The following is a 13324-nucleotide window of genomic DNA, read 5'->3' as shown; positions in this document are numbered from 1 at the left end:
CAAGCACACTTGAATGTGTTGTTGGTGTTTATCTTTCGATAAACATTGAGAACTTTACAAACAACAAACGAATTTGTTGTTTTGTCAGCTTTCCAAATTGTTAAAGAGCAAGATTCATCAAGAACCATTTTTAAACATTCTCAGCGAAAACGCTTAAAGATGGTGGAGTTATGCGGGATCGAACCGCAGACCTCCTGCGTGCAAGGCAGGCGCTCTCCCAGCTGAGCTATAACCCCATCGTTAGTGGTGGGTCTGAGTGGACTCGAACCACCGACCTTACGCTTATCAGGCGTACGCTCTAACCACCTGAGCTACAGACCCACTTCATGCTCAAATCTAAACCATATCAATCTGTGTGGACACTCATCACGATAATCATCGTGTAAGGAGGTGATCCAGCGCCAGGTTCCCCTAGCGCTACCTTGTTACGACTTCACCCCAGTCATGAACCACAAAGTGGCAAGCGTCCTCCCGAAGGTTAAACTACCTGCTTCTTTTGCAGCCCACTCCCATGGTGTGACGGGCGGTGTGTACAAGGCCCGGGAACGTATTCACCGCAACATTCTGATTTGCGATTACTAGCGATTCCGACTTCATGGAGTCGAGTTGCAGACTCCAATCCGGACTACGACGTACTTTCTGAGATTCGCTCCACCTCGCGGTATCGCTGCCCTCTGTATACGCCATTGTAGCACGTGTGTAGCCCTACTCGTAAGGGCCATGATGACTTGACGTCGTCCCCACCTTCCTCCGGTTTATCACCGGCAGTCTCCCTGGAGTTCCCACCATTACGTGCTGGCAAACAAGGATAAGGGTTGCGCTCGTTGCGGGACTTAACCCAACATTTCACAACACGAGCTGACGACAGCCATGCAGCACCTGTCTCAGAGTTCCCGAAGGCACTCCAGCGTCTCCGCTAGATTCTCTGGATGTCAAGAGTAGGTAAGGTTCTTCGCGTTGCATCGAATTAAACCACATGCTCCACCGCTTGTGCGGGCCCCCGTCAATTCATTTGAGTTTTAATCTTGCGACCGTACTCCCCAGGCGGTCTACTTAACGCGTTAGCTCCGAAAGCCACGGCTCAAGGCCACAACCTCCAAGTAGACATCGTTTACGGCGTGGACTACCAGGGTATCTAATCCTGTTTGCTCCCCACGCTTTCGCATCTGAGTGTCAGTATCTGTCCAGGGGGCCGCCTTCGCCACCGGTATTCCTTCAGATCTCTACGCATTTCACCGCTACACCTGAAATTCTACCCCCCTCTACAGTACTCTAGCTTGTCAGTTTCAAATGCAACTCCTAGGTTGAGCCCAGGGCTTTCACATCTGACTTAACAAACCACCTGCATGCGCTTTACGCCCAGTAATTCCGATTAACGCTCGCACCCTCCGTATTACCGCGGCTGCTGGCACGGAGTTAGCCGGTGCTTCTTCTGTCGCTAACGTCAAATCATAACGCTATTAACGCTACAACCTTCCTCACGACTGAAAGTACTTTACAACCCGAAGGCCTTCTTCATACACGCGGCATGGCTGCATCAGGCTTGCGCCCATTGTGCAATATTCCCCACTGCTGCCTCCCGTAGGAGTCTGGACCGTGTCTCAGTTCCAGTGTGGCTGATCATCCTCTCAGACCAGCTAGGGATCGTCGCCTTGGTGAGCCATTACCTCACCAACTAGCTAATCCCACCTGGGCATATCCTGACGCGAGAGGCCTTACGGTCCCCCTCTTTGGTTATCTTCGTTTATAGAAAACAACATCATGCGGTATTAGCCATCGTTTCCAATGGTTATCCCCCACATCAGGGCAATTTCCCAGGTATTACTCACCCGTCCGCCGCTCGCCACCCAAGGAACAAGTTCCTCTGTGCTGCCGCTCGACTTGCATGTGTTAGGCCTGCCGCCAGCGTTCAATCTGAGCCATGATCAAACTCTTCAATTAAAAGTTTTTTGAAGCTTTCGCTTCGGCTCAATGAATACTGACTTTAAATTACCTTAGTAATTCAAAGCTATTATCGTTCCAACAGAACGATAATGAATTGACTGTGCCAAGACTTGCGTCTCGTTTGGTCACTCAGTTCATTGATTAATCTTTTTGAGATTATCATCAACGAGTGCCCACACAGATTGATTGGTTTATATTGTTAAAGAGCTTAGCTTTCAGTGCGTTAACACTTCAGCGAGGTGCGTATAATACGCTTTCCGCTTTGAAAGTCAACATAATACTCTAAATATTCTTAGAATCTTATGGTGACTCGTCTATCTCTAGACCAGTCGAACCTTTTGTCTTCACTTTTTAAAAAGTGAAAATAAATAGGAGCCTGGCGATGTTCTACTCTCACATGGGGAAACCCCACACTACCATCGACGCTGTTTCGTTTCACTTCTGAGTTCGGAATGGAGTCAGGTGGGTCCAAAACGCTATGGTCGCCAAGCAAATTCTTTCTCTCTATTTCTAGAGAATAATCTGGAAAGCTGTCTTCGTTCTCTCAACACATTCTTATGCGCTTAGCTTTGAGTCCACTACAAAACCCCTTGGGTGTTGTATGGTTAAGCCTCACGGGCAATTAGTACAGGTTAGCTCAACGCCTCACAACGCTTACACACCCTGCCTATCAACGTTCTAGTCTCGAACAACCCTTTAGGACAGTTAAACTGTCAGGGAAGACTCATCTCAGGGCTCGCTTCCCGCTTAGATGCTTTCAGCGGTTATCAATTCCGAACTTAGCTACCGGGCAATGCGTCTGGCGACACAACCCGAACACCAGAGGTTCGTCCACTCCGGTCCTCTCGTACTAGGAGCAGCCCCCTTCAATCTTCCAACGCCCACGGCAGATAGGGACCGAACTGTCTCACGACGTTCTAAACCCAGCTCGCGTACCACTTTAAATGGCGAACAGCCATACCCTTGGGACCGACTTCAGCCCCAGGATGTGATGAGCCGACATCGAGGTGCCAAACACCGCCGTCGATATGAACTCTTGGGCGGTATCAGCCTGTTATCCCCGGAGTACCTTTTATCCGTTGAGCGATGGCCCTTCCATACAGAACCACCGGATCACTATGACCTGCTTTCGCACCTGCTCGAACCGTCATTCTCGCAGTTAAGCGGGCTTATGCCATTGCACTAACCTCACGATGTCCAACCGTGATTAGCCCACCTTCGTGCTCCTCCGTTACTCTTTGGGAGGAGACCGCCCCAGTCAAACTACCCACCAGGCACTGTCCTCACCCCAGATAATGGGGCTAAGTTAGAACATCAAACATACAAGGGTGGTATTTCAAGGACGGCTCCAACGCAACTGGCGTCACGTCTTCATAGCCTCCCACCTATCCTACACATGTAGGTTCAATGTTCAGTGCCAAGCTGTAGTAAAGGTTCACGGGGTCTTTCCGTCTAGCCGCGGGTACACTGCATCTTCACAGCGATTTCAATTTCACTGAGTCTCGGGTGGAGACAGCGTGGCCATCATTACGCCATTCGTGCAGGTCGGAACTTACCCGACAAGGAATTTCGCTACCTTAGGACCGTTATAGTTACGGCCGCCGTTTACCGGGGCTTCGATCAAGAGCTTCGCTTACGCTAACCCCATCAATTAACCTTCCGGCACCGGGCAGGCGTCACACCGTATACGTCATCTTGCGATTTTGCACAGTGCTGTGTTTTTAATAAACAGTTGCAGCCACCTGGTATCTGCGACTCTCGTCAGCTCCATCCGCGAGGGACTTCACCATCAAGAGCGTACCTTCTCCCGAAGTTACGGTACCATTTTGCCTAGTTCCTTCACCCGAGTTCTCTCAAGCGCCTTGGTATTCTCTACCCGACCACCTGTGTCGGTTTGGGGTACGATTCCTGACTATCTGAAGCTTAGAGGCTTTTCCTGGAAGCATGGCATCAATGACTTCACTGCCGTAGCAGCTCGACGTCGTGTCTCAGCCTTAGAGAGAGCCGGATTTACCTAACTCTCAAGCCTACGCACTTGAACCAGGACAACCGTCGCCTGGCCCACCTAGCCTTCTCCGTCCCCCCATCGCAATAGTCAGAAGTACGGGAATATTAACCCGTTTCCCATCGATTACGCCTTTCGGCCTCACCTTAGGGGTCGACTCACCCTGCCCCGATTAACGTTGGACAGGAACCCTTGGTCTTCCGGCGAGGAGGTTTTTCACCCCCTTTGTCGTTACTCATGTCAGCATTCGCACTTCTGATACCTCCAGCAAACCTTACAGTTCACCTTCAACGGCTTACAGAACGCTCCCCTACCCAATATCTAAAAGATATTGCCGCAGCTTCGGTGTATTGCTTAGCCCCGTTACATCTTCCGCGCAGGCCGACTCGACTAGTGAGCTATTACGCTTTCTTTAAATGATGGCTGCTTCTAAGCCAACATCCTAGCTGTCTGAGCCTTCCCACATCGTTTCCCACTTAGCAATACTTTGGGACCTTAGCTGGCGGTCTGGGTTGTTTCCCTCTCCACGACGGACGTTAGCACCCGCCGTGTGTCTCCCGGATAGTACTTACTGGTATTCGGAGTTTGCAAAGGGTTGGTAAGTCGGGATGACCCCCTAGCCTTAACAGTGCTCTACCCCCAGTAGTATTCGTCCGAGGCGCTACCTAAATAGCTTTCGGGGAGAACCAGCTATCTCCGAGTTTGATTGGCCTTTCACCCCTAGCCACAAGTCATCCGCTAATTTTTCAACATTAGTCGGTTCGGTCCTCCAGTTGATGTTACTCAACCTTCAACCTGCCCATGGCTAGATCACCCGGTTTCGGGTCTATATCCAGAGACTGAACGCCCAGTTAAGACTCGCTTTCGCTACGGCTCCCCTATACGGTTAACCTTGCCACTGAATATAAGTCGCTGACCCATTATACAAAAGGTACGCAGTCACACCACGAAGGTGCTCCTACTGCTTGTACGTACACGGTTTCAGGTTCTATTTCACTCCCCTCACAGGGGTTCTTTTCGCCTTTCCCTCACGGTACTGGTTCACTATCGGTCAGTCAGGAGTATTTAGCCTTGGAGGATGGTCCCCCCATATTCAGACAGGATATCACGTGTCCCGCCCTACTCGATTTCACGCTCGATGAAGCGTCGGTTACGGGGCTATCACCCTGTTTCGCCAAGCTTTCCAGCTTGTTCACCTACTTCAACGAGTGCTTAAGGGCTAATCCAGGTTCGCTCGCCGCTACTACCGGAATCTCGGTTGATTTCTTCTCCTCGGGGTACTTAGATGTTTCAGTTCCCCCGGTTTGCTCTGTTAACCTATGTATTCAGTTAACAGTAACTGCTTATGCAGTTGGGTTTCCCCATTCGGAAATCGCAGACTCAAACGGCTCTTACTGCCTTATCTGCGCTTATCGCAAGTTAGTACGTCCTTCATCGCCTCTGACTGCCCAGGCATCCACCGTGTACGCTTAGTCACTTAACCATACAACCCGAAGGAGTTTCGGGTTGTTGTTTAAACAACCTAAGTTGTCTCGCGTTTATTTACATGAGTGCGAGACAGATTTTGCCGGACTCAAATTTTGAACAAGACCTTAGCCTTATTCGATACCAAGCACACTTGAATGTGTTGTTGGTGTTTATCTTTCGATAAACATTGAGAACTTTACAAACAACAAACGAATTTGTTGTTTTGTCAGCTTTCCAAATTGTTAAAGAGCAAGATATTTCTTATCACTAAGAGACACTTTCTAAAGACTCTCGGCGGCAAAAAACCGAACCACACAACAATTGGTGGTTTGGAATTGCATTCCAAAAGTATTTAGAGAGTGGTGGGCGATACCGGGTTCGAACCAGTGACCCCCTGCTTGTAAGGCAGGTGCTCTCCCAACTGAGCTAATCGCCCACGTATTTTACTTCCCGTGGCGGAAGAGTTTGGTGGGTCGTGCAGGATTCGAACCTGCGACCAATTGATTAAAAGTCAACTGCTCTACCGACTGAGCTAACGACCCCTTTACTTCACAAGGAAGTGGTATCCCGTAGGGGAGTCGAACCCCTGTTACCGCCGTGAAAGGGCGGTGTCCTAGGCCTCTAGACGAACGGGACACTATGTTTGCTTCTCTAATCTAAACCATATCAATCTGTGTGGACACTCATCACGATAATCATCGTGTAAGGAGGTGATCCAGCGCCAGGTTCCCCTAGCGCTACCTTGTTACGACTTCACCCCAGTCATGAACCACAAAGTGGCAAGCGTCCTCCCGAAGGTTAAACTACCTGCTTCTTTTGCAGCCCACTCCCATGGTGTGACGGGCGGTGTGTACAAGGCCCGGGAACGTATTCACCGCAACATTCTGATTTGCGATTACTAGCGATTCCGACTTCATGGAGTCGAGTTGCAGACTCCAATCCGGACTACGACGTACTTTCTGAGATTCGCTCCACCTCGCGGTATCGCTGCCCTCTGTATACGCCATTGTAGCACGTGTGTAGCCCTACTCGTAAGGGCCATGATGACTTGACGTCGTCCCCACCTTCCTCCGGTTTATCACCGGCAGTCTCCCTGGAGTTCCCACCATTACGTGCTGGCAAACAAGGATAAGGGTTGCGCTCGTTGCGGGACTTAACCCAACATTTCACAACACGAGCTGACGACAGCCATGCAGCACCTGTCTCAGAGTTCCCGAAGGCACTCCAGCGTCTCCGCTAGATTCTCTGGATGTCAAGAGTAGGTAAGGTTCTTCGCGTTGCATCGAATTAAACCACATGCTCCACCGCTTGTGCGGGCCCCCGTCAATTCATTTGAGTTTTAATCTTGCGACCGTACTCCCCAGGCGGTCTACTTAACGCGTTAGCTCCGAAAGCCACGGCTCAAGGCCACAACCTCCAAGTAGACATCGTTTACGGCGTGGACTACCAGGGTATCTAATCCTGTTTGCTCCCCACGCTTTCGCATCTGAGTGTCAGTATCTGTCCAGGGGGCCGCCTTCGCCACCGGTATTCCTTCAGATCTCTACGCATTTCACCGCTACACCTGAAATTCTACCCCCTCTACAGTACTCTAGCTTGTCAGTTTCAAATGCAACTCCTAGGTTGAGCCCAGGGCTTTCACATCTGACTTAACAAACCACCTGCATGCGCTTTACGCCCAGTAATTCCGATTAACGCTCGCACCCTCCGTATTACCGCGGCTGCTGGCACGGAGTTAGCCGGTGCTTCTTCTGTCGCTAACGTCAAATCATAACGCTATTAACGCTACAACCTTCCTCACGACTGAAAGTACTTTACAACCCGAAGGCCTTCTTCATACACGCGGCATGGCTGCATCAGGCTTGCGCCCATTGTGCAATATTCCCCACTGCTGCCTCCCGTAGGAGTCTGGACCGTGTCTCAGTTCCAGTGTGGCTGATCATCCTCTCAGACCAGCTAGGGATCGTCGCCTTGGTGAGCCATTACCTCACCAACTAGCTAATCCCACCTGGGCATATCCTGACGCGAGAGGCCTTACGGTCCCCCTCTTTGGTTATCTTCGTTTATAGAAAACAACATCATGCGGTATTAGCCATCGTTTCCAATGGTTATCCCCCACATCAGGGCAATTTCCCAGGCATTACTCACCCGTCCGCCGCTCGCCACCCAAGGAACAAGTTCCTCTGTGCTGCCGCTCGACTTGCATGTGTTAGGCCTGCCGCCAGCGTTCAATCTGAGCCATGATCAAACTCTTCAATTAAAAGTTTTTTGAAGCTTTCGCTTCGGCTCAATGAATACTGACTTTAAATTACCTTAGTAATTCAAAGCTATTATCGTTCCAACAGAACGATAATGAATTGACTGTGCCAAGACTTGCGTCTCGTTTGGTCACTCAGTTCATTGATTAATCTTTTTGAGATCATCATCAACGAGTGCCCACACAGATTGATTGGTTTATATTGTTAAAGAGCGTTTTGCTTCGGCTTTCTTACCGAAGAGAGCTGTGCATTCTAGCGAGATAATGGTCAGTGTCAAACACTTTTTTTCATCTTTTTGCATCGAAGCATTTGCCTAGCTGACTGGCCCGAAAGCCTTGCGGCGCCTGCCGTGTCAGTGAGGGCGCATTATAGAGATCTGCTTCACACTGGCAAGTGTTTTTTGTGCTTTTTTTCCTTCCTTTTGACTGTTTGATGAAAAAGCCATCAGCAAACCCCAGAAATGATGGTTTTTGCTACCAATTGCGGAATTGTTCAGCAAATTTAACGACTTTATCCCAGTTGGTATACTCGACTTCTTGACTCGTATCGGTCTCGCCGCCAGTTAAGGTCATGATCAGGCGGATCATCATTTTATCGAACCAGCGGTAACGTGGATAATAAAGCGCGCCAGCAAATACTGCGATTCGCTCTGGCTGCCAAGCCGACTTTTTCAGAAAAGTTTGGATATAGGCACTGCCCTGTGGAGTATCTTTTCCTTGCTGTTCTTTTCTAGCGGTTAAATTGACACAAAAGAAGGCGGCTTTGCGGCTGGTCAATCCCACTAGGTGATGCTCAATAAAACGGTACAAGGCGGGATTAAGTCGACCATAGCGAATTGACGCCCCAATCAGTACTTTGTCGTATTCCGCCCAGTCAATATCGATGCTTTGATGTAAGTCTTGCACCTCACAAGTATATTCTGGCATCTGTGCGGCGATACGTTGGATAATTTTACGCGTTTGCCCTTCTTGGCTTGAATACAGTAATAACGCTCTCACCCATTCCTCCTAAGCTGCTGCTATTTATAGTTATGATCAGTTACGCCAGAATGTGGGGGTGAACAAAATCAATAACGTGAAAATCTCTAGCCGACCAAACAGCATAGAAACAATCAAAATCCACTTAGCGTGGTCATTGATATCAGCAAAGTGTACTGCAACTTCACCAAGACCTGGTCCCAAGTTATTCAGCGTAGCCGCTACCGCGGAAAACGCGCTCAATTCATCCATTCCGGTCGCAATCAAGGCCAGCATGCACACCACAAACACTAATGCATAGGCCGAAAAAAATCCCCACACCGCATCAACCACGCGCTGTGAAAGTGCTAGACCACCTAATTTGATGGAGTAGATGGCTCGCGGATGCACCAAGCGTTTCATCTCCCGCGCGCCTTGCAAGGTGAGTAGCAGTATTCTAATCACTTTCATGCCGCCTCCTGTCGAGCCGGCACAGCCGCCAATAAAAGCAGAGAAGAGCAATAGCACCGGTAGGAACAGTGGCCAATCGGCAAATCCAGTGGTGGTAAATCCGGCCGTGGTCGATATTGATACCGTTTGGAATAGTGCTTGGTCAAAAGCTTGATAAAAGCTGTCATAAGTATGATGTTTAAACAGAATCAAAAAACAAACCATAAACAGTAAGATTTGAATTACCATAAAAGCGCGAAACTCAGGATCGCGCCAGTAGTATTTAGGGTGTACACCACCGGTCGCAAACGCTGCATAGTGCAGGGTAAAGTTACATGATGAAATCAGCAAAAACACCACAGTGATCAGGTTAATCGCGTAGCTGTCAAAATAGCCCATGCTGGCATCATGCGTTGAAAAGCCACCGATCGCGATGGTGGAAAAACTATGGCAAATGGCATCAAACAAGGTCATGCCGGCCATCCAAAATGCGCCAGCACATGCAATAGTTAGGCTTAAATAGATATACCAAAGCGCTTTGGCCGTTTCGGCAATGCGCGGGGTCACTTTGGTGTCTTTAACTGGGCCTGGAATTTCGGCACGATACAACTGCATGCCACCAATCCCTAAGACTGGCAAAATCGCCACCGCCAGTACAATAATCCCCATACCACCAAACCATTGCAAAAATTGGCGATAGAACAAAATCGCTTTGGGGAGTTCATCTAACCCAACAATCACGGTGGCACCAGTGGTGGTTAAAGCCGAAAAGGACTCAAAAAAAGCATCCGTCACCGAAACACCCGGATTATCGGAAAGTAGAAATGGTAATGAGCCCGCACTACCGATAACCGTCCAGAACAGGACGACAATCAAAAAACCGTCACGCGCTTTCAGTTCATGTTTATGACGTCGATTAGGAAACCAAAATAGTGCGCCACACAACAACAACACAAAAAAGGTCGAGATAAATGGTACGCCGGCACCATCGCGATAAATTAACGCCACCAGCGCGGGTGCCAACATCGAGATACTAAACAGGGCGAGCAAAAGCCCAACAATACGAATAATTGAACGAAACTGCATGACGGTGGCGATATTCCGATTTAGGGTATTTAAAGCCCAGTGATGGGCAGATTAATCATTATCTAAGTGTTCAATAATAACCTTAGCGCTGCTTTTATTGATCACCGCCTGACAAAAAGTGGCGACTTGTAACACTTCTAGCTCGACCACCCAATGTACCTGTTGGCCATAATCGCCAGCGATCTGTTGCGCAGAGAACTCCATCAACAGCGCCTGCATCAGTGGGATCATCGGGTAGTCTAACGTCAGGCTTAATTGGGTGGTGATTTTTTTCTCAATGGTTTGCAGTTGTTTCAGCGCTTGCTGCACCCCACCACCATAAGCTTTCACCAATCCACCCGTGCCCAGTAAAACACCGCCATAATAACGGGTCACCACCGCACAGATTTCACCGATCTGAGAACCGGTCAGTTGAGCCAGCATCGGTTTGCCTGCGGTACCGGAGGGCTCACCATCATCACTAAATCCCCATAACATCGAGTTTTCAGGGCGCCCAGCCACAAAAGCCCAACAATGATGACGGGCACCAATATGGCGTTGCTTAATCTGCTCAATAAAAGCTTTCGCACTGGGGCTGTCTGGCGTATGGGCTAACGTAGTGACAAACAAGCTCTTCTTAATCTCTTCTTCAAATTGTACCGAAGCGATGGGAATACGGTAAGGATCGAGCTTCATAACTTAGCGTCTCCACAAAAACTGGCTGAGTGTAACACAGGCTTGCCACAAGCTCGAATTAGCCCACGCCACTTGTTAACCGGTTGTTTGCAATCCGTGTTGAATTTGACCGATATCGTGTCCAAACTTAGGTCACCCGTCAAATCTGCATATTCAAAATATCATCGTTGTTTCAATCACTGATTGCATGTCACGGAGATAGACCATGATTTACCAAGCAAAAAATCTACAGGTAAAACCACTGGCGAATGGCCTTGCCGAGCTGTGCTTTTGCGCTCCAGCTTCAGTCAACAAGCTGGATCAGCACACCATTCAATCTCTTGATGCGGCACTCGATGCGTTGGCCGCTGATCCCAGCATCAAAGGTCTAATCTTAAGCTCTGATAAGCCAGCTTTTATCGTCGGGGCGGACATTGGCGAATTTCTCAGTATGTTTGCTAAGCCAGAAAGCGATTTAGACCAATGGTTGCAGTTTGCCAATAGCATTTTTAACAAACTGGAAGACTTACCGTTCCCAACTATTGCGGTATTAAAAGGTCACGCGCTTGGTGGTGGCTGTGAGTGTGTGCTCGCCACTGATTTTCGCATTGGCGATCACACTACCAACATCGGCTTACCGGAAACCAAACTCGGCATCATGCCTGGATTTGGTGGTTCGGTTCGTTTACCTCGTTTACTGGGCGCCGACACGGCATTAGAAATCATTACTCAAGGCAAAACCTGCCCAGCCGAGCAAGCGCTACAACTCGGATTGTTGGATGCGATTGTCGAGAGTGATCAACTGATCGCCAGTGCGATCGCAATATTGACTCAAGCATTCAGCGGAAAATTGGACTGGCAACAACGCCGCCAACAAAAAATCGCGCCACTCACCCTAAGCAGACTCGAAGCACTGATGTGTTTTACCACTGCCAAAGGGATAGTCGCTCAGGTCGCAGGCCAACATTACCCCGCTCCGATGACGGCCATCAATGCGATTGAACAAGCGGCAAGTTTATCTCGGCAAGCCGCGCTCGACATCGAGCGTAAGCACTTTATCCAGCTTGCAAAATCGAGCCAAGCCGAAGCGCTGGTCGGCATTTTTCTTAATGATCAATATATTAAAGGGCTCGCCAAACAATCCAGCACTGCGGCTAGCCAACCAACCCACCATGCTGCCGTCATCGGTGCAGGTATAATGGGGGGAGGGATTGCCTATCAGTCAGCCTTTAGCGGCGTACCCGTTTTTATTAAAGACCTCTCTCCAACCCGTTTAAAACAAGCGATGACTGAAGCAGCCAAATTACTGAATAAACAGTTAGCACATGGCAAATTAGACAGTTTCAAAGTCACGCAAATTCTCGCTGAAATTACTCCATCGTTACACTATGCCGGCATTGAACAAGCAGAGGTGGTGATTGAAGCGGTAGTAGAAAATCGCCAAGTCAAGGCGGCGCTGCTCAGTGAGGTCGAAACTTACCTCAAACACAACGCTATTTTAGCCTCTAACACCTCGACTATTCCGATTAATTGGCTGGCTAAATCATTGCAGCGGCCGGATAACTTTTGCGGTATGCACTTTTTTAACCCTGTACACCGCATGCCGTTAGTCGAAATCATTCGAGGAGAGCACACCTCACCAGATACGATCCACCGTATGGTGGCTTATGCCACCAAAATGGGGAAATCACCGATCGTGGTCAATGATGGACCAGGATTTTTCGTTAATCGCGTGCTATTTGCATACTTGGCGGGCTTTAGCCTGCTGATGCGCGATGGCGCGAGTTTTACTGCCATCGACCACGTCATGGAACAACAATTTGGCTGGCCAATGGGACCGGCCTATCTACTCGACGTGGTTGGAATTGACACCGCGCATCATGCACAAGGAGTGATGGCACAAGGCTTGCCTGCCCGAATGGCCAAACTAGCCCCCGATGTGATTGACGCTCTATACCAAGCACAGCGATTAGGCCAGAAGAGTGGCCGCGGCTTCTATCACTATACCGCCGATGATAAAGGTAAACCGACAAAAACTTTCGATACTGATGTACTTACCATTTTGGCTTCAGTGTGCGGTGCGGCACAGCACTTTGATCCACCAACCATCATTGAACGCACCATGATCCCGATGATTAACGAAGTGGTGATATGCCTTGAGCAAGAGATTATTGCCTCAGCGGCGGAAGCCGATATGGCATTAGTTTACGGACTCGGTTTCCCTGCATTTCGGGGGGGAGTATTGCGTTATCTCGATCAGTTAGGCATCGCCAATTATGTCACCATGGCACAGCAATACGCGCACCTTGGTCCGCTCTATCATGTGCCAGCACGACTTAGCGTAATGGCCAAACAGGGGGAATATTTCTATCACTCATCGCCCATCGGCACGCTATCTATACCCAAACAACTTGGAGTTGCAGGTAGGCGGCAAGTGAGTGAGTCCCCATGAGCATAGGCAAACTATGTGATTGGGGTGAACGAACATCGCCAACACTGCTGCA

4 protein-coding genes, 5 tRNA genes and 4 rRNA genes are annotated in these 13324 nt (G+C 49.2%); 1 reads left to right on the top strand and 12 read right to left on the bottom strand.

Annotation, left to right across the window (positions count from 1 at the left end; all coding sequences use genetic code 11):
- Window positions 1–160: 160 nt before the first annotated feature.
- From G7083_RS06280 to G7083_RS06225, 12 genes are all read right to left on the bottom strand, one after another.
- Window positions 161–236 (bottom strand) — tRNA-Ala (locus tag G7083_RS06280).
- Between the two features lie 8 nt (window positions 237–244).
- Window positions 245–321: transfer RNA gene (locus tag G7083_RS06275), tRNA-Ile, on the bottom strand.
- 62 nt (window positions 322–383) lie between these two features.
- Window positions 384–1941: ribosomal RNA gene (locus tag G7083_RS06270) — 16S ribosomal RNA — on the bottom strand.
- Between the two features lie 377 nt (window positions 1942–2318).
- Window positions 2319–2434 (bottom strand): 5S ribosomal RNA (gene rrf, locus G7083_RS06265).
- Between the two features lie 111 nt (window positions 2435–2545).
- Window positions 2546–5432 (bottom strand): 23S ribosomal RNA (locus G7083_RS06260).
- 344 nt (window positions 5433–5776) lie between these two features.
- Window positions 5777–5852: transfer RNA gene (locus tag G7083_RS06255), tRNA-Val, on the bottom strand.
- A 30-nt stretch (window positions 5853–5882) separates the two neighbouring features.
- A tRNA-Lys gene (locus G7083_RS06250) sits at window positions 5883–5958 on the bottom strand.
- Window positions 5959–5976: 18 nt separating this feature from the next.
- A tRNA-Glu gene (locus G7083_RS06245) sits at window positions 5977–6052 on the bottom strand.
- Window positions 6053–6119: 67 nt separating this feature from the next.
- Window positions 6120–7676: ribosomal RNA gene (locus G7083_RS06240) — 16S ribosomal RNA — on the bottom strand.
- Together the 16S, 23S and 5S rRNA genes with 5 tRNA genes alongside form the textbook arrangement of a ribosomal RNA operon.
- Before the next feature lie 471 nt (window positions 7677–8147).
- A complete protein-coding gene (hemG, locus tag G7083_RS06235) occupies window positions 8148–8672 on the bottom strand; it encodes a menaquinone-dependent protoporphyrinogen IX dehydrogenase (RefSeq protein WP_166014020.1) in 525 nt (174 codons plus the stop codon).
- 36 nt (window positions 8673–8708) lie between these two features.
- Window positions 8709–10166 carry a TrkH family potassium uptake protein gene (locus tag G7083_RS06230; RefSeq protein WP_166014019.1) on the bottom strand — a complete coding sequence of 486 codons (1458 nt, stop codon included), beginning with the start codon at window positions 10164–10166 and terminating at the stop codon, window positions 8709–8711.
- A gap of 51 nt (window positions 10167–10217) precedes the next feature.
- Window positions 10218–10841 (bottom strand): YigZ family protein, encoded by a 624-nt coding sequence (locus tag G7083_RS06225; RefSeq protein ID WP_166014018.1) that lies wholly within the window; start codon window positions 10839–10841, stop codon window positions 10218–10220.
- A gap of 205 nt (window positions 10842–11046) precedes the next feature.
- On the opposite strand from G7083_RS06225, the gene fadB reads away from it, so the two are divergent.
- The gene (gene fadB / locus G7083_RS06220) at window positions 11047–13272 is read left to right on the top strand and encodes a fatty acid oxidation complex subunit alpha FadB (RefSeq protein ID WP_166014017.1); all 2226 of its coding nucleotides are present in this window, start codon (window positions 11047–11049) and stop codon (window positions 13270–13272) included.
- Window positions 13273–13324: the final 52 nt, after the last annotated feature.

This window comes from Vibrio sp. HDW18 (genome assembly GCF_011306175.1).
GTDB classification, from domain to species: Bacteria; Pseudomonadota; Gammaproteobacteria; order Enterobacterales; family Vibrionaceae; genus Vibrio; species Vibrio chanodichtyis.
The sequence above is the reverse complement of the archived record's forward strand: the minus strand, read 5'-3'. Positions and strand labels throughout refer to the sequence as shown.

What these genes read in the sequence shown, in the direction of transcription:
- G7083_RS06230 (WP_166014019.1), bottom strand. Translation starts at nt 10,166, where the DNA reads ATGCAGTTTCGTTCAATTATTCGTATTGTTGGGCTTTTGCTCGCCCTG.
- G7083_RS06225 (WP_166014018.1), bottom strand. Translation starts at nt 10,841, where the DNA reads ATGAAGCTCGATCCTTACCGTATTCCCATCGCTTCGGTACAATTTGAA.
- fadB (WP_166014017.1), top strand. Translation starts at nt 11,047, where the DNA reads ATGATTTACCAAGCAAAAAATCTACAGGTAAAACCACTGGCGAATGGC.